Below are 17544 nucleotides of genomic sequence, written 5' to 3'. Positions count from 1 at the left end.
CCTCCTCGGTCGCGGGAAGGACGCATGGTATACGAATTCGCCCGGCTTGGCTCGGGTCACGAACGCCGTCGCGCGTCACGCCGCCAGTGCCGGCAGACCGGCTTGACCCCGCACCCCTCGCACGCCTGCGGGTCCCGCTTCGATGGGCAGGTCTGGAGCATGCCCATATGGCACAACGAAAAATCGTATTTCACCGGGTCCTCGGGGTCGAGCCGCGCAAGCGCGGCCGTGATCTCCTCCGCCGCCCGAAAATCCGCCGATGCTCGCTCCGTGAGCCCGAGGTTTCGCGAGAGCTTGTGAATGTGCGTGTCCACGGGAATGATGAGCCGCGAGGTCGGCACGTCCCATAACCCGAGATCCACCCCGTCCGCCGGTCGCGCCATCCACCGGACGAGGAGCAAGATTCGCTTCACCGCGCTGCCTTTGCTCGGATCCGGCAAAATATGCTCCGCGCCGCGCCGCCCGCCTGCGCCGGCGCCGAGCTCGCCCCGCTCCCGGATCTCGCGAACCCACGCCCCGAGCGCCTCCCGTAGATTGCCCGACGCCGCGAGTTTGTCCGTGAGCGCTTTGCCGAGCGAGCCATGGGCGCGCTGCACCGCCCGCGTGCCAATCACGAGCCCTGCGAGATCCTCGTCCCGGTAGACGCGATGCCGGAACCCCGCCAGCCGCGCGCGCACCGCCGCCGGATCGTCGGCGATCTCCGCGACGCGTGGGCCGAGCCGCGCGAGCGCGTCCTCGATCTTCGCGCAGAGCGCCTTCACGTTGCCGAAGGCCAGCGACGACGCGATCATCGCGACGATCTCCTGGTCGTCGCGGCGGGCATAACGATGCACGAAATGCACTGGATCGGCAGCCTTGCGCGCCTCCACGTCGCAACGCGCCCGCACGTCGTCGAGCGCGCGCCGGAGCGCCTCGTCTGCCCCTCGCAAAGACGATCCGCCGCGGCTCATTCGCCTACGCCTCGTACACATGCGCCGCCGCGATTGCGCCCGCGGCGTCGGCTGGTCCAGACGAACTCGGCTGGATTGACGGTGCTCATGTAGGACCCATACGACATCGTACCCCGAGCGCTCGACCGCGAGCGTGCCGGAGGTGTTGGGGGAAAGGAACCATGGAGCCGCTGGAAAACGCGAACGGCGACGCGACAACCTGCGCGATCACGGACGTGGCCGTCATCGGCGGAGGCGCGGGCAGCCTGGGCGTCATCGAGGCTTGCCTGCTCGCCGGCTTGTCCGCCACGATGATTCGAACCACGCCTGGCAGCGCCTCCGAGGCGCGCAAGCGATTGGCCTCCGCGCTCGAGGACAAACGCCACGCCGGCCGGCTCGACCCGGAGGCCGTCACGCGCGCGCTCCGCCTGTTCCGCGCGACCGGCGACATCGGGGCCGCGGCGAGCGCCGACCTCGTCCTGGAATCGACCGATTTGTCCTGGAAAACGCGACAAACCCTGCTCGCGCAGGCCGAGCGCGCCACGAACGGACACGCCATTCTGGCCACGACGGCCCCGACCGCGCTGCTCCGGGCGCTCGCGACGCGCCTCGACGTACGTGAAAACTTCGTGGGACTGCATTTCTTCGCCCCCGCGGTGCTGGCCGGGTTTTGCGAGGTGTCCGTGACGAACCGGACGCAGCCTACCGTGGTCGAGACGGCCGTGCAATTCGTGAAGACGCTCGGCAAGCACGCGGTGATCGTCCGCGACACGCCCGCCTGCCTCCTCCTTCAGTCGCGAGGGGCCAAGCGCGGCGCGGCCCACGCCGAGCTCCCTCGCCCCCTGCGGGTGCGGCCCGGAAGCTTCTGCGGGCTCTGACGGGCGCCCCTCAAGCCGAGAGCACGCGCTCGACGAGCGCCTCGATGGCCTCGACGGGCGCGCCAGGCGCGAGCGCAGCCGAGAACGCCGCATGCGCGGGCGCGTCCTCCGCCGCGAGCCAGCGGAAGCTCTCTTTGGGCCCGAGGAAATGGCGGCCCCGAAACACGAAATAGAGCTCCAGCAGATCAAAGAGCAGCCACGCGCGCCGGTAATGCGCCTCCACGTCCGCGGGCCCGCCGCGGCGGATGCGCCCGAGCATCTTGCGGCACCAGGCCCGCCGCGCCGCGATCTCCGCCTCGGGCAAACCTTTCGGCGGCAGGGCGAGCGCGGCCGCGGCGTCCTCGACGAGGCGCACGCCGAGCCCGCGCGGGTCGAGCACGGGAATGCCCCCGCGCACGTGCAGATAATTCGCCCCCGCGTCCACGACGTCCTTCTCGGGCACGATGAATGCGTCGAAAAACACACCGTCCACGAGCCGCGCGTCCCGCGTCGCCTCGCCCTCCGCGCGGATCCCGAGCATGTCCCAGTCGCTCTCCGCCGTCGCCGCTCCGAGCGCGCGCGAGCCATAAAGAACGACCGTGTGGCAGCCGTGCCGCGTGACCAATTCGTTCACGAGCCGGGCGAGGATCGGATCGTTCACGAGCGCCTCGGAGCGGTCTTTCATGACGCGGGTGAGGCTACGGACAGCCGCGCGGGCCGTCAACTCCACGGCGGGCTTGACCTCCGCGGGCCTTTCGTGATGCCTAGGGCTCACGCATCCCATGGCCGAAATCCCGCCTCCGCCCCCTGCCCTCGTCACCGTCCCCGCCCGCGAGGCGCCCGCGCTTCGCCTCTTCGTCTTCCCGCACGCGGGGAGCGGCGCATTTCCCTACCGCGCGCTCGCCGCTGGTTTGCCCCCCTGGGTCGAACTCCATGCCGTGCAGCTCCCCGGCCGCGAGGCAATGTTCACCGCGACACCTTACCGGTCGATGCTCCCGCTCACTTCGGCGCTCGTCTCCGTGCTCGCGCCGAAGCTCGACCTCCCGTTCGTGTTTCTCGGCCATAGCTTCGGCGGACACGTCGCATTCGCAGTGGCGCGGGCGCTCCGCGCGCGAGGATCCGCGGAGCCTCGGGCCCTCGTCGTCTCCGGCAGCCGCGCGCCGCACCTCCCGCTCGGGCGCAATCCCTTGCACGACCTTCCGAGGCCGCGGCTCATCGACGAGCTTCGCCGTTATGGCGGCACCCCGGAGGCCGTCTTGTCGAACGACGAGCTCATGGACCTCTTCCTGCCTCCGCTACGCGCAGACCTCACGATCTACGAGACAAACACCTTCGGCCCCGAAGCGCCGCTCGCGCTCCCCATCGTGGCCCTCGGCGGGAACCGGGATCACTCGACGCGCACCGAGCAAATCGAGCCGTGGCGCGAGCACACGAGCGCCGCCTTCACGTCGCGGTTTTTCGAAGGCGGACATTTTTATCTGTTCGAGCAGTCGAAGGCGGCGTTCACGGAGGCGCTGCGCGGGGTGCTCGAGGATCTGCGGCGGAATCAGGGAACGTCGTAGAAGAAATGGACCTCGTCGATCGTGCCCTGGTGCTCGACCCTCACGTGGACGTCCCAGCGGCCCGGCATGGAGAGGGCAAGACCTCGTACGGCGTAGGCGCCGTCTCCCGCCTCCTCGATCGCAGGCGCGAACGTCGCCTCGTGACCCATCGCCGGCATGATCGCGGTCACTTCGATCAAGGCCCCCTCCACCACCGCGCCGGTCTCCGCGTCGCGCAAGGTCAATCGTAGGTCGTTTTCGCCCTGCACGAGCGGCGCCTCGGGAACGAGCTTGAATTGCATCGCGCCGCGCAGGCCAATCGATTCCTGGTCCGGGCTCGCGGAGCTTCCCTCCCCGCCGCATGCGGCGAGCCACGAAAAGGCGAGCGAGCAGAGGAGGAGCCTCGAAAAACGAGCGCGGGAGATGCGGTTCGTGTCATTCATAACGCGGAAATGATCTCCGTAGGCCGATGGCGAATGCCACGGCGGATGGTTCGTTCTTGCCGAGGGAGGAGACCGGCAGGTCCACCTCCAGCGAGGCGAGCGCCGTGAAGCGCTCGGAGATATCGTATCCAGCAAAGAGCAGCGCGGCCGTACGCCGCCGATCCGCGTCGGGGCTGGTCGCGCCGCCGATGGCAGGCGCCGATTCGTACTCGTGCACGAGCCCCGCCGAGAGCGACCAGCCCGTGGAAAACACCGGCCCCGCTGCCGCGACGAGCCGCAAACGCGGGCCAAGCTCGATGCGCTCACCGCGTGCCCCCGTCATCGGCGTGCGAAAGCCCATCGACGCACTGAAGACAGCCGTGGCCTCGTTGGCCCAGTTTTTCTCGACGAACACGCCCGGACGAACCTCGGCGGCGCCGAGGCCCGTGGCGTCCGTGGCGAGCGGGTCTTTCGCGTCCGCCGCAGATCGGCCCGTCGGGAGGCTCACGCCGGCCGTGAGGGCGATCGCGGGCCAAGCGCTCGTCGTGGTGAGCGAGACGATGTCGAAGCGCGCCGAGAACGAGAGATCGCCAAAGCCACCGCCGACGTCCGTGCCGTCGCGCGCGCCGCGGATGTTGAGCAGAACGGGCGCGATGAGGCCGAGCTGAAGGCGCGGGATCGGCGCGAAAAGGCAGCCGAGCTCGGCGCGGCCTTCGGCGTCGAGCGTGCCAGGCGGCGCGAGCGTGAACGCACCCGCGTGTCCGTGCGAGCCGAACCGATCCGAGAAACGAAACGAGAGCCCGATCGCCCCGCGTTCGAGCGGGCCGAGCCGCTGGCCGAGGCCGTGACCACTGCCGCAACAAGCCGACGCCGAGGCGTCACGCGTGGCAAGGAAAAGCACGCAGCCGAGCAGAGCCGAAGCGAAGGTTTTGCAGGCGCCGAGCACGGTGCATCCATGGAGCCGCGCGGCGCAAAGATCCATGAGACACGTTGTCGCATCGCGCAGACGTCCGAGCGGGATGGTGCGACGATCCGACGCACCCCGCCGCGCCCCGCGGTTGCTACGCTCGCGCCTCATGTCCGGCTCCCCCCTCGGCCTGCCCGCGGCCCACGAGGAAGACGACGCGATCGGGGTCGTCGAGCGTGGCCTCTCCGGGCTGCGGATCGCGGTCTCCGGCCTCCTGCTCGCGACGCTGCCCTTCAGCGCATACGTCCTCGGCTTTCACGTCCGCTACGAGATCGCCGTGCCCGCGACGCTGCTCGTCGCCGCGGCGAATGCCCTCGTGGCCTCCCGCGCGGGGCGGGGCCGCCCGCCGCCCTCGCGCCGCGCGCTCGCGGCCGGGCTCGCGCTCGATCTCGCTGGGATCTTCGTGGTCCTCGCATGCTCGGGCGGCGCGGCGAATCCCTGGAGCGCGCTCTTTTTGATCCACGTCGCGCTCGCCGCCGCGGTCTTGCCGCTCGGCACGACGCTCGCGCTCTCGGGCTTCGCTGCGTGCCTCTTCCTCGCGCTCTTCAGCGTTCCTTCCGGGGCTTGCTGCCCGAGCCACCCAGAGAACGGGGCGTTCTCGACGCACCTCTACGGGATGTGGTTCGCCTTCGCGATCTCGGCGGGGATCATCGCCACGTTCGTCACGCACGTGCGCAGCGCGCTCGCGGCGCGCGGCCGCGAGATCGCGCGCCTCCGCCGCGAGGCCGAGGTGAACGCTCGGTTCCGCGCGCTCGCGACGCTCGCAGCAGGTACGGCGCACGAGCTCAACACGCCGCTCGGGACGATCGCGGTCCTCGCTTACGAGATCGGCGACGGATGCGAGCCTGAAGCGGCGCAGCGGCACGGCGCGGCGATCGGCGCGCAGGTCGAGCGATGCCGGCAGGTGATCACGCGCCTCTCGGCGGGCAGCACGCGCTCGGCCGAGGGCGAACACGCGAGCATCACGGACGCCGCGACGCGCGCGGTCGAGGCCTGGCGCGCGGCGCACCCCGACGCGAAGGTCACGATTTCCGTGTCGTGTGATCCAGGGGCGCGCGTGGGTTTGTCCGCGGCCGAACTGGAGGGCGCGCTCGGGGCCTTGCTCGACAACGCGCTCTTCGCGTGTCGGGCCGGGGCGGTGACGGCGCCGATCGGCGTGCACGTGCGGCGCGAGGGCGAGCGGATCCTCGTGGCGGTGGAGGACGAAGGCGCGGGCGTGCCGGCGGATCTCCGCGAGCGGCTCGGCGAGCCGTTCTTGACGACGAAGGAGCCGGGCGAGGGAATGGGCCTCGGGCTCTGGCTCGTGCGGCGCGTCGTGGAGATCGCCGGAGGGACGCTCGATATCGGGCCGCGAGAGCCGCGGGGGACACGCGTGACGATCCGGCTCGCGGAGGCGCGGGCGTGACGGGGGCCGAGGGAAAACCCACGCTGCTCGTGGTGGACGACGACGACGCGTTCCGGGCTGCGCTCGGAGAAGCCCTCGAACGGCGAGGTTTTTCCGTTTCGCTCGCCGAGGGGCCCCCGGCGGCGCTGTCGCTCGCCGAGCGGCAGGTCTTCGAATATGCGCTCGTCGACGTGCGAATGCCGGGCGGCAGCGGGATCGACCTCGTGCGCTCCCTCCGATCCCTCGACGAGGGGACACGAATCGTGGTGCTCACCGGATACGGCACGATCGCGAATGCGGTGGAGGCGATGCGCGCGGGAGCCTTTGATTACCTGACGAAGCCGGTGAACGCGGCAGCGTGTGAGCGTGCCCTCGCGGGCCGCACCTCCACGGAGAGCGCGCCGGACGATGTGCCTTCGCTCGATCGTGTGGAGTGGGAGTATCTGCATCGCGTGCTCGGCGATTGCGGCGGCAATATCTCCGAGGCGGCGCGGCGGCTGCGGATGCACCGGCGTTCGCTCCAGCGCAAGATTGCCAAAATGCCACCTGCGCGCTGAGCGCAGGAATTGCGGGGGCGCCCGGGGCGGCGCGGCGCCCGGCCGGAGCGTGCTTCCGGGTTTGCAAGGTCCAGGCGCTGCCGGTAGACTGATTCGTTACGGATGAGGGAAGGCACGGTCTTCGCCGAGCGGTATGAGATCCTGCACCTGGCAGGGACCGGCGGCATGGCCGAGGTGCACCGGGCGATGGATCGGCAAAACGCGACGCCGGTCGCGTTGAAGCTCGTCTCGGATGCGAGCCCCGTGGACGACGCGCGCTTCGACCGCGAGATCGAGGCGCTCGGATCGCTCGATCACCCGGGCATCGTCCGCTACCTCGGGCACGGCACGCTCGCGAACGGCACGCGGTACCTCGTGATGGAATGGCTCGAAGGCGAGGAGCTCGCGCGCACGCTCGCGCGCGGGCGGCTCTCGGTCGAGGACACCATCGCCCTCGCGCGCAAGGTCGCCGAGGCGCTCGCGTCGGCCCACGAAAAGCTCATCGTTCACCGCGATCTCAAGCCCGAGAACATCTTCCTCGTGGGAGCCCGGCCCGACCAGCCGAAGCTGCTCGACTTCGGCATCGCCAAGCTCGGCCGGCACACGCGCATCACCGGAACGGACAGCATCGTCGGCACGCCGGGCTTCATGGCGCCCGAGCAAGTGCGCGGCGAGGCCGAGGTGGACGCGCGGGCCGACGTCTTCGCGCTCGGCTGCGTCCTCTTCGAATGCCTCGCCGGCGCGCCCGCGTTCCCCGGGGATCACCTGCACGCGATCCTCGCGAAGGTGCTCTTCGCCGAACCGCCGTCGCTCGTGGAGCTCCGGCCCGAAATTCCGTACGAGCTCGAAGCACTCGTGATGCGCATGCTCGCGAAGGATCCGGCGGACCGACCTCGGGATGGGCGCGCGGTGGTGGAGGAGCTTCAAATGCTCGAGAGCGGCGCGGCCACGGTGCGCGCCGTCGCGCCCCCCTCGCTCCGCCCGCCCTCGCTCACGACCACCGAGCGCCGGCCCGTCGCGGCGCTGCTCATCGGGCGATCGAAGCACTCGCTGCCGCCGCCGGCGCTCGGCCGATCGTTCGAGAGCCGCGAGCGGCGCGCGTCGGAGCTCGATCGATCGCTGCAAGCCGAGGCCGAAGCGCGCGGGGTGCCGTGTGAGATCCTGCGCGACGGATCCCTCGCGCTCTGGACCGCGGGCGCGGGGGCGAAGGATCTGGCGGCGCGGGCGGCGCGCATCGCGATGGAGCTGCGGGCGCTCGGCGGCGGCCGGCCGTTTGCCCTCGCAGTCGGCTGGGGGTCCCTCGCGGGGCCGAGCCCGCTCGGAGACGCGATCGATCGGGCGGCGCACGCGCTCTCGGAGCACCGCGGCGCGAGCGACGTGGAGTGCCCGATCGCGCTCGACGAGCTCACGGCGGGCCTGCTCGACGCGCGCTTCGAGGTGCAAAAGGACGGCGCGGGGTTCTCGCTCCACGGCGAGCGTGCGGCGCTGCTCGGCACACGCACGCTCCTCGGCAATCCCACGCCGTGCGTCGGGCGTGACCGCGAGCTGCGCACGCTCGCGGGCCTGTTCGAGGACTGCATCGAGGAGCCGGCCGCGCAGGCCGCGCTCGTGACGGCGGCCGCGGGCCTCGGCAAATCGAGGCTCGCGCAAGAGTTCGTGCAGACCGCGCTGCGCGACGCGCCGCTCGCGAACGCGTGGATCTCGGGCGGAGACGCGCGCCGGGCCGGCTCGGCGTTCCGGCTCGTGTCGCAGGCGCTCTGCATGGCGCTCGGCATCGCCGCCGGCGATGGTCCGAATGTGCGTCGTGACAAACTCGTGACGCGCGTGTCGGCGCGCTTCGCGGCGTCGGAGGCGCGGCGCGTGGCGCGGTTCCTCGGCGAAATCGTGGATGCGCCGTTCCCGGACGAGGACGACCTGCCGCTCCGCGCGGCGCGCGCGGACGTCCAGCTCATGGTCGACCAGATCCGCGCGGCGTTCCTCGATTTCCTGGGAGCGGAGTGCGACGCGGCGCCGGTGCTCCTCGTGCTCGAGGATGTGCAATGGGGCGACCTGCCGAGCGTCCGGCTCGTGGACGCGGCGCTGCGCACGCTCTCCGACAAACCATTTTTCGTCCTCGCCACCGCGCGCCCCGACGTGCGCGAGCGATTCCCGCGACTCTGGGAAGGGCGCCGGTTGCAGGAGATCAGCCTCACGGAGCTCGGCAAGCGGGCGAGCGAGAAGCTCGTGCGCGGGGCGCTCGGCGAGGCCGCGTCGCAAGAGGTCGTCGATCGGATCGTCCAGCGTGCGCAAGGAAATGCGTTTTACCTGGAAGAACTCATCCGCGCCGCGGCGGAAGGGCGGGACGCGGAGCTGCCGGAGACGGTGGTGGCGATGGTGCAATCACGCCTCGCTTCGCTCGACGACGAGGATCGGCGGCTGCTCCGCGCGGCGAGCGTCTTCGGGGACGTGTTCTGGGCCGGCGGCGCGCGGGCGTTGCTCGGCGAGGGCGTCAGCAAGAACGTCGTCCGCGAGCGGCTCGTGGCGCTCGAAGAGCGGGAGCTTTTGTCGTTCCGCGGCGAGAGTCGCCTCCCCGGGGAGGAGGAGGTCGCCTTCCGGCACGCGCTCGTGCGCGAGGGCGCCTATACGATGCTGACCGAGGAGGATCGCGAGCTCGGCCATCGGCTCGCGGCGACGTGGCTCGAATCCCACGGCGAGACGGACCCGCTCGTCCTGGCGACCCATTTCGAGCGCGGCCAGAAGCCGAGCCGCGCGGTGCGCCACCTCCTGCGCGCGGCCGAGCAGGCGCATCGCGCAGGCGACGACGAGGACGCCGTTCGCCGCGCCGAGCGTGCCCTCGCCCTCGGCCCCGATCCCGAGACCGAAATCGGGCTGCTCGGCATCGTCTCGGAGGCGCGCATGTGGCAAAACCACCTCGAAGAGGCGGCGACGCACGGCGCGCGGCTCACGCGCAGGGCCCCGCCCGGCAGCGCGCCCTGGGTGCGCGGCGCGCTGGCGCAATTCACCTATGCGCTCCGCATGAAGCACGTCGAGGAGTCGATCGGGATCCTCGACGCGATCGCCTCGATCGAGCCCGCGCCCGAGGTCCTCGGCACCGTGTCGCTCGCGCTCGCGATGGCCACGGTCCTGCTCCTGACGGAGGGGCGGATCGATATCGTCGAGCCCATTCAACGGAGGCTCGACGCGCTCGTCGGGCCCGCGGCCGATCGCGACCCGATGGCCCGGGCCTTCTGGCACCTCTCCTATCCGCGCTGGGAGGCGTGGATCAAAGAAAACCCGTGGGAGAGTTTGTCACGGTCGCGCGCGGCGCTCCAGGCCTTCAACGAGGCGGGTTCGCGGCGCGGCGGGGTGCTCGCGCGGGTGTTCGTCGGGATGAACGAGTGGATGCTCGGGGCGAACACGCGCGCGGCCGAGACGCTCTGCCCGGAGCCGCGGCACGACGAGGATTTCGCGATCGTGGCCTCGCTTCGGGCGCTCTTCCGGGTGCTCGCGCTCTCGGACGGAGGACGGCTCGACGAGGCGCGCGACGAGGCGACGAGGCTCTTCGCGGCCGCGAAGATGAACGGCAACGAGGCGGACGAGGCGCGCGGGCGCTGGGCGCTCGGCGAGGTGGCGCGGCGCGCGGGCCAGCACCAGGAGGCAGCGCGGCACGCGCAGGCGGCCATGGAGCTTGGCGGGGTGCTGCCGCTCGATCACGCCGCGGCGGGCGCGGTGCTCGCGAGCGCCCTCCGCGCGATGGGGCGCGTGGACGAGGCGCTCGTGGAGGCGCGCGCGTCGCATACGCGGTACGAGGCCGTGCGCGGATTCGGTTATCGAGGCGGGTTCTTGCTCGTCACGCTCGCCCAATGCCTCGACGCGGCGGGCGCGCGGGGCGAGGCGCGGGCGGTGCTTCGGGTGGCGCGCGAGCGTCTCTATCGGATTGCGGAGCGGACGCCGAACCCCGAGTACCGGCGGAGCTTCCTCGAAGACGTGCCTGAGAACGCGCGGACGCTGGAGCTCGCCCAGGCCTGGCTCGGCCCAGGCGAATAGGTAGAGTGGGTTTGGCGGGAGAGACCCTTTTCAGGGCATGACGTCTACGTAGAACACGCCGCGGAGCTCCTCGGTGTTCGAGATCGGGCCGGATATGCCCGGAAGAGGCACCGTGCACAGGGCTGCGTGGGGGAGCTACGAGGCAGCCCGGGCGCGGCTCGGGGATTGCGTGAAGCAGGGGCTCTATCTCCACACGCCGATGGTGGTGACCGAGACGCTCACGCTGGGATTCGAGGAGATGTTCCGGGAGGAAGGGCCCGGTATGCGGTTGACGAGCCGCCCGTGGCGCTTCATGATTGCGGCTGCCTCGCAACAGCGAGCCCCACGGAGGAGGCTGCGAATATGACTGTCCCGAGCTGCACCGAGCGCGTCTCCCTGCCCGTCGTCGCCGCCGCGAGCCACGCAAGTTAGGTGACCGGTGACCGGTCACCGGTCACCGGTCACCGGTCACGATGGGGCCGCAAGCGGTCCCATTCCCCACGCCGGCTTTGCCGGCGTTCGGTCCGGTACGGAACCGGATGAGCCGGTCTCCTCATCGCTGACCAGGCGATTGCGTGTTGATCCAGCGGGCGCCGGACGGGCTTCCGTCCTCGGCAAGAGCCGAGGCTCCGTTCGGACTGGCCGGCCTGTGCGCCGTCCGCTCCGTGGCCGTGACCCGCCGCGCCTCGCCTCGCGAGCCCGCGGCGCTCCGGAGCTCGCACCACGATGGATCTCGACTCGAATCGTCTCGTCTCTCATTCGCTCGATAGTCTCGGTTGGAACTCCTTCTTCGAACGGCAGCGCGCCGCGCTCGCCGAGCCCTTCGAGCCCGCCCGCGTGTCCGCCGGCGGGCGGGGCATACTGCAAGTGTTCACCGCCGCGGGCCCGCGCCGCGCGAAGGTGAGCGGCCGCCTGCTCCACGAGAGCGACGGCGCGGCGTTGCCGGCGGTCGGCGACTGGGTCGGCATCCGGCCCGACGCCGCCGATCCGGCGGTGATCACGCATGTGTTCGCGCGCCGCACGGCGCTCTTGCGCAAGGCCGCCGGGCGGCGCTTCGAGGCGCAGGTGCTGGCCGCCAACGTGAATACGGTGATGATCGTCAGCTCGCTCAACGCCGACTTCAACCCGCGGCGCCTGGAGCGGTATCTGGAGGTCGCGATCGAGGGCGGGGCGCGGCCGGTCTTCGTGCTCAACAAAGCCGATCTCTGCGACGCGCCCGAGCGCTTCGTGGAGGCGGCGCGCGCGCTTGCGCCGTCGGCGCCGGTGATCGCGGTGAGCGCGACCGAAGGGGCCGGGCTCGACGCGCTCGCGGCGCACGTGCGCGCGGGCGAGACGTTGGTGCTCCTGGGATCGTCAGGCGTAGGGAAATCGACGATCGCCAACCGGCTCCTGGGCAATGACGCGCAGCGCGCGGGGGAGATCCGGGCGCACGACGATCGCGGCAAGCACACGACCACGCACCGCGAGCTGTTCGTGCTGCCAAACGGCGGCCTCCTGGTCGACACGCCGGGGCTGCGCGAGCTGGAACCGTGGGATCTCGATGAGGGCGGGCCGGCGGGGTTCGGCGATGTGGAGGAGCTGGCCGCCGAATGCCGCTTCCGTGACTGCGCGCACGAGGGCGAGCCGGGGTGCGCGGTGGCGGAGGCGGTGGAGCGCGGAGCGCTCGAGGAAGGGAGGCTCGCGGGGTTCCGCAAGCTGGCAGCGGAGGGTCGGCACCTGCGCGAGAAGCACGACGCGCGGGCGCGGGCAGAGGCCCGGCGGCGGGGGAAGATGATTGCGCGGATCACGAAGATGAGCCCGAAGAGCTGAGTCCCGGGAGAGGGCTCGCGCAGCTTCCCGCCGGCAATCGGCGTCCTTCGCCCCAAACCCCGTGACCGCATTCCGTTACCGGAGGCGGTTACCGCATTCCGTTACCTGATCCAGAGCAGCGCCACGCCGCCGACGGCCACGAGCGCGCCGAGGATCGCGCGCAGGCTGACGGGTTCCTTGTGAAGCAAGATGACGGCCGGAATGACGAGGACGGGGGTCGTTGCCATGATCGTGGCCGCGACGCCCGTCTCCGTGTGCTGAATGGAGAGGAGCGAGAGCGATACCCCGACGAACGGGCCCGCGATCGCGCCGAGCGACGCGAATCCGAGCGCCGCGCGGTCCCGGACCGCCACGGCCGCGCGCCCCCACCAACCGATGAACGTGAACAGGAGGGAAAAACCGATGATGCCCGCAAGAACGCGAATTTGCGTCGCGGCGAACGGGTCGTAGGTCTTCATGCCGATCTTGCTCAGCACGAGCCCCACGGCCTGGCCCACGGCGCCGCCGAACGCGAGCAGGATTCCTTTGCCCGATTCCCCCTTCGGTCCAGCGCCCGCCGCATTTGTATCGCCCGCTCGTTCCAGCACGACGACCGCGATGCCGACGAGCGTCACGCCCATTCCCACGATACCGAGATCGGAGATCCGCTCGCCCAGGACGATCCACCCGAGGACGGCAGCGATCGGCGGCGCGAGCGACATGATCAGCATCGCGACGCGCGGGCCAATGAGCAGGAAGGCCCGAAAGAGGCACATGTCGCCCAAGACGAACCCCACGAGGCCGCTCACGAAGAGCCAGCCCCACGCCTCGGCGGAGGCGTCGAGCGGCAATGGAAGGCCGCGACGGACGAAATTGTACACGCCGAGAAAAACGAACGCGAGGACGAGGCGGACGAGGTTGAGCGACAAGGAGCCCATGCGGCGCCCTGCAGCCGAGAACGCGAGCGAGCTCGCGGTCCAGCAAAGGGCCGTGCCAAGGGCCGCGAGTTCTCCGAGCGGGATGGACATGGGGAAAAGAGCGCGCAAGATAACCGGTCGCGAAAGACCGGGAAAGAAGCAGCGCAGCCGAACTGCCTTCTTGGAGTCCACGCGTGACGTGCGACAATGTTGGAGATGCGGGTAGGTGTGTCGGTTGGCGAGCGCTTCGAGCTCGTACGTCTCGCAGGCCAAGGCGGCATGGGCGCCGTCTTCGAGGCCCGCGATCGCGAGACCGGCGATAAGGTCGCGATCAAGATCATGAACGGCGCGAGCGTCGAGGAGCGCGCGCGGTTCGATCGCGAGGCGCGTGTGCTCGCAGCGCTCTCGCACCCGGCCATCGTGCGTTACCTCGGCTACGGCAATCTCGACTCCGGCGAGCCGTACCTCGTGATGGAGTGGCTCTCGGGCGAGGGCCTCGACACGCGCATCATGCGGGAGCGGCTGAGCGTCGAGGAGACGATGGCGCTCGCCGAGCGCATCGCAGGCGCGCTCGCGATCGCGCACCGGCACGGGATCGTCCACCGCGACATCAAGCCGAGCAACATCTTCCTGCGCGACGGGGACGTGCGGCGCGCGATGCTGCTCGACTTCGGGATCGCGCGGCGCGCCTCGGACCCGCACGTCGTGACGAGGACGGGCGTGTTCATGGGGACGCCCGGCTACGTGGCGCCCGAGCAAGCGCGCGGAGATCGCGCGGTGAACGCGCGCGCCGACGTGTTCGCCCTCGGCTGCGTGCTCTTCGAGAGCCTCGCAGGAAAACCCGCGTTCACCGGGCAACACGTGGTGGCGGTGCTGGCGAAGGTGCTCTTCGAGGACGTGCCAAAGGTCTCGGCGCTTCGGCCCGGCGTGCCGCTCGCGCTCGATCTGCTCATCGCGCGGATGGTCGCGAAGCAGCCGGAAGAGAGGCTCGCGGACGGCGACGCGGTGATGGGCGCGCTCGCGCGGGTGGCGAACGACGAGTACACGAGCGAGCCGCCGCATACGCTGCGATCGAAGGGCGCGCTTGGCAGCGGCGAGCAGCGCCTCGTGAGCGTGATCCTGCTGTCGGCGCCGAAGGAGGGCCTGCCCGTCGATCCGCTGGGCGGCACGATGGACTCGGCCGGCATCGCGCCGCTCGCGGCGCTGCGCGCGGTGGCGCGATCGTACGGGGCGCGCGTGGAGGCGCTGGTGGACGGGTCGGCGGCGCTCGTGCTCTCGGGCGCGGGCATGGCGACGGACCAGGCGACCCAAGCCGCGCGGTGCGCGCTCGCGCTGCAGGCGATGGTGCCGGAGGCGCCCATGGTGCTCGTGACGGGACGAGGGGTGATCTCGCACGCGCTGCCCGTCGGAGAAGGCATCGATCGCGCGGCGAAGCTCTTGCGCGAGGAGGAGCAGCGCACGGCGAAACGCGACGATTCGGAGAGCGGGGCGCGGCGGCCGGTGCGGCTCGACGAGCTGACGGCAGAGCTGCTCGAAGGGCGCTTCGTGATCGACGGGAGCGAGGAGGTGCGGTCGCTCCTCGGGGAGGCGCAAACGCAGGAGGGATCGCGGCTCTTGCTCGGGCGGGTGACGCCGTGCGTAGGCCGCGAGCGCGAGCTCTCGACGTTGCTCGCGCTCTACGAGGAGTGCGTGAGTGAGCCCGCGGGGCGCGCGGTGCTCGTGACGGGCGTGGCCGGCATCGGAAAGTCGCGCATCCGGCATGAGCTCTTGCAGAAGCTCGCCGAGTCCGAGCCTCGCCCCGATATCTGGCTCGCGCAGGGGGATCCGACGCGCACGGGCGCGCCCTTCGGCATGGCCGGCGAGCTCTTGCGGCGGGCCTCGTCGCTGCACGAGGAGGATCCGATCGAGGTGCGGCGGGAAAAGATCCGCGGCGCGGTGACGCGGCACCTTGGCGCGGACGCGGGGCGCGTCATGGAGCTCTACGGCGAGCTCGTGGGCGCGCCGTGGGCGGCCGAGGAGGCGAGCACGTTCCTGCGCGCGGCGCGAAAAGATCCCGTGCTGATGGGGGATCAGATCCGCCGCGGTTTTGAGGACTTCGTGAGTGCGGCGAGCGCGACCCGGCCGGTGGTGCTGGTGCTCGAGGATCTGCACTGGGCCGACACGCCGACGGTGCAGCTCATCGACGCGGCGCTCCGTGTGTCGCGCGAACGCTCGCTCTTCGTCCTCGCGTTCGCGCGACCCGACGTGCACGACAGGTTCCCGGGGCTCTGGGCGGACCGCGGCATGCAGGAGATCCGGCTCGGCGAGCTGTCGCGGCGCGCGAGCGAGCGACTCGCACGGCACGTGCTCGGCGATGAGGCGCCGCCGTCCTTGCTCACGCGTGTCGTGGCGCAGGCCGCGGGCAACCCGTTTTACCTCGAAGAGCTTTTGCGCGCGGTGGCCGAGGGCCAGGAGACCGCGCTGCCGAAGACGGTGCTCGCCATGCTGCAGGCGCGGCTCGAAGCGCTGCCGAGCGAGGCGCGCTGGCTGCTCCGCGCGGGCAGCATCTTCGGCGAGACGTTCTGGAGCGGCGGCGTGCGCGCGCTCCTCGGCGGCGAGAGCAGCGTCGTTGACGCAGGCCGCTGGATCGAGACGCTCGTCCACCGCGAGCTCCTCATGCGTCGCCGCGAGAGCCGTTTTCCCGGCGAGGAGGAGCTCGCGTTCCGGCACGACCTCCTGCGCGAGGTCGCCTATGCGGCGCTCACGGAGGTCGATCGAGCGCTCGGCCACCGGCTCGCGGCGGAGTGGCTCGAGACCGCGGGCGAGCGCGACGCGATGGCCCTCGCCGAGCACTGCGAGCGCGGCGAGGATCGCGAGAAAGCCGCGGTGTGGTTCGTGCGCGCAGCGACGCAGGCCCTCAGCGCGAACGACTTCGAGGCGGTGCTCGAACGCAGCGAGCGCGCCGAGGCGTGCGGCGCGGACGGCGGGCTGCTCGGCGAGGTACGGCAAGCGCAGGCCGAGGCGCATTTCTACCGCGGCGAGCTCGCGGAGGCGGCGCGGCGGGCGCGCGAGGCGATGCAGCATCTTTCGCCCGACAGCCCGCTCTGGTTCGGCGCGGCGAGCGCGGCGGCGTGGGCCGAGAGCTCGCGCGGCGAGCGCCGCCAGCTCCTCGGGATCGCGGAGTCGATGCTCGAGCGCGCCGATCGCGAGGCCTCGCCGTTCACGCGCAGGCTCGCGGCGATGGGCTGGATCGCGCGCATGCTCCTGCGCTCCGGGCAACGGAAAGCGGCCGAGACGCTCACCGAGCGGTTCACGCAGGCGCCCGAGGAGGCGCGGCGCGAGCCCATCGTGCGGGCCGAGTGGGCGGCCGTCTCGGCAACGCGCGCGCTCGTCGAGGGCGACCTCGAACCCTCGTATGAATTTTTCCTCGAAGCCGCGCAGTGCTTCGAGGAGGCGAAGGTCGATCGCTTCGGCATCTCGATGCGCATCTACGCGGCGCTCGTGCTCTGCGACCTCGGCGATCATGCCCGCGCCGAGGAGGGGCTCGCCACGCTCGTCGCGCGCGCCGAGGCGCAGTGCTTGCCGATGCTCGCGGCGAGCGCACGGCATGGGCTCGCGGAGGCGCTCGCGGCGCGCGGGGCGCTCGCCGAGGCGCGCGCGCTGCTCGAAGACATCCTGGAGACGCTCACGAACGCAGGCCTCGTGCTCTCGGCGCACGACGTGCGGCAGTTCCTCGCGCTCGTGCTCGTGCGGCAAGGCGACAGCGAGGCCGCCGAGCGCGCTGCGATCGAGGCTGTGGCGCTCGTCGACGCGCCGCCGAACCGCCGCTGCTCGTACCTCGCGACGCTGGCGCGTGTGCTGCTCGCGTGTGGCCGCCCTGCAGAGGCGCTCTCGGCGGCGGAGGAGGGCAAGCAGCTCCTCGAACAGATCGGCGCGCTCCTCTCGGACGAGCCGCTCGTGCGGCTCGTGTATGCCGAGGCGCTCCACGCGAACGGCGAGCACGAGCGCGCGAAGGAAGCGCTCTCCGCCGCGCGCGCGCATCTCCTCGGCCGGGCCGGGAAGATCGGCGATCCGTCGCGGCGGGAGCGATTCTTGCGTGCCGTTCCGGACAACGCCCGCACGCTGGAGCTTGCGGCGGCATGGCTCGCTGCGTCACCGGGCACGGCTTGACGCCGCCCGCCCGGAGCGGGCATCCTCCGGAAACAACTTTCTTCTGCAA

Annotated in this window: 12 protein-coding genes; 7 read left to right on the top strand and 5 right to left on the bottom strand. The window is 71.2% G+C overall.

Going from position 1 to position 17544, the window contains the following annotated elements:
- Positions 1-56: 56 nt before the first annotated feature.
- Positions 57-950, bottom strand: coding sequence for a TIGR02757 family protein (locus tag QHF89_RS19545; RefSeq protein WP_284720698.1), 894 nt, complete (start codon positions 948-950; stop codon positions 57-59).
- Between the two features lie 161 nt (positions 951-1111).
- Between QHF89_RS19545 and QHF89_RS19540 the strand changes: the two genes are divergently transcribed.
- Entirely contained in the window at positions 1112-1807 is a 696-nt protein-coding gene (locus QHF89_RS19540; protein ID WP_136966446.1) for a 3-hydroxyacyl-CoA dehydrogenase family protein, read from the top strand.
- A 10-nt stretch (positions 1808-1817) separates the two neighbouring features.
- On the opposite strand, the gene QHF89_RS19535 is transcribed toward QHF89_RS19540, so the two are convergent.
- Entirely contained in the window at positions 1818-2471 is a 654-nt protein-coding gene (locus QHF89_RS19535) for a nucleotidyltransferase domain-containing protein (RefSeq protein WP_136966447.1), read from the bottom strand.
- A 97-nt stretch (positions 2472-2568) separates the two neighbouring features.
- On the opposite strand from QHF89_RS19535, the gene QHF89_RS19530 reads away from it, so the two are divergent.
- Positions 2569-3348, top strand: coding sequence for a thioesterase II family protein (locus QHF89_RS19530; RefSeq protein WP_136966448.1), 780 nt, complete (start codon positions 2569-2571; stop codon positions 3346-3348).
- Here QHF89_RS19530 and QHF89_RS19525 read toward each other — a convergent pair.
- Together QHF89_RS19525 and QHF89_RS19520 are read right to left on the bottom strand one after the other, a co-directional pair.
- On the bottom strand, positions 3333-3770 hold the full coding sequence (locus QHF89_RS19525; protein WP_136966449.1) for a FixH family protein: 438 nt from the start codon (positions 3768-3770) through the stop codon (positions 3333-3335). The two genes, QHF89_RS19530 and QHF89_RS19525, sit on opposite strands and share 16 nt — an antisense overlap.
- A complete protein-coding gene (locus tag QHF89_RS19520) occupies positions 3763-4731 on the bottom strand; it encodes a transporter (protein WP_136966450.1) in 969 nt (322 codons plus the stop codon). The genes QHF89_RS19525 and QHF89_RS19520 overlap by 8 nt, the downstream gene beginning before the upstream one ends.
- A gap of 94 nt (positions 4732-4825) precedes the next feature.
- Here QHF89_RS19520 and QHF89_RS19515 point away from each other — a divergent pair, with 94 nt between their 5' ends.
- The 4 genes from QHF89_RS19515 (at position 4826) to rsgA (ending at position 12450) form a co-directional block, all read left to right on the top strand.
- The gene (locus QHF89_RS19515; RefSeq protein WP_136966451.1) at positions 4826-6121 is read left to right on the top strand and encodes a sensor histidine kinase; all 1296 of its coding nucleotides are present in this window, start codon (positions 4826-4828) and stop codon (positions 6119-6121) included.
- Positions 6118-6657, top strand: a complete 540-nt coding sequence (locus QHF89_RS19510) for a response regulator transcription factor (RefSeq protein WP_136966452.1) — start codon at positions 6118-6120, stop codon at positions 6655-6657. Before QHF89_RS19515 ends, QHF89_RS19510 begins: the two co-directional genes overlap by 4 nt.
- A 102-nt stretch (positions 6658-6759) precedes the next feature.
- Complete coding sequence (locus tag QHF89_RS19505) at positions 6760-10662, top strand: serine/threonine-protein kinase (RefSeq protein ID WP_136966453.1); 3903 nt, start codon at positions 6760-6762, stop codon at positions 10660-10662.
- Between the two features lie 705 nt (positions 10663-11367).
- Positions 11368-12450 (top strand): ribosome small subunit-dependent GTPase A, encoded by a 1083-nt coding sequence (gene rsgA, locus QHF89_RS19500; RefSeq protein WP_136966454.1) that lies wholly within the window; start codon positions 11368-11370, stop codon positions 12448-12450.
- A 101-nt stretch (positions 12451-12551) separates the two neighbouring features.
- On the opposite strand, the gene QHF89_RS19495 is transcribed toward rsgA, so the two are convergent.
- Positions 12552-13457, bottom strand: coding sequence for a DMT family transporter (locus QHF89_RS19495; protein WP_136966455.1), 906 nt, complete (start codon positions 13455-13457; stop codon positions 12552-12554).
- A gap of 105 nt (positions 13458-13562) precedes the next feature.
- Here QHF89_RS19495 and QHF89_RS19490 point away from each other — a divergent pair, with 105 nt between their 5' ends.
- Positions 13563-17495, top strand: coding sequence for a serine/threonine-protein kinase (locus tag QHF89_RS19490; protein ID WP_284720697.1), 3933 nt, complete (start codon positions 13563-13565; stop codon positions 17493-17495).
- The last annotated feature ends 49 nt before the right edge of the window (positions 17496-17544 follow it).

The organism is Polyangium sorediatum (assembly GCF_029946465.1).
GTDB classification, from domain to species: Bacteria; Myxococcota_A; Polyangia; order Polyangiales; family Polyangiaceae; genus Polyangium; species Polyangium fumosum.
Note: the sequence above shows the minus strand (reverse complement) of the source record. Positions and strands in the feature narration are given on the sequence as shown.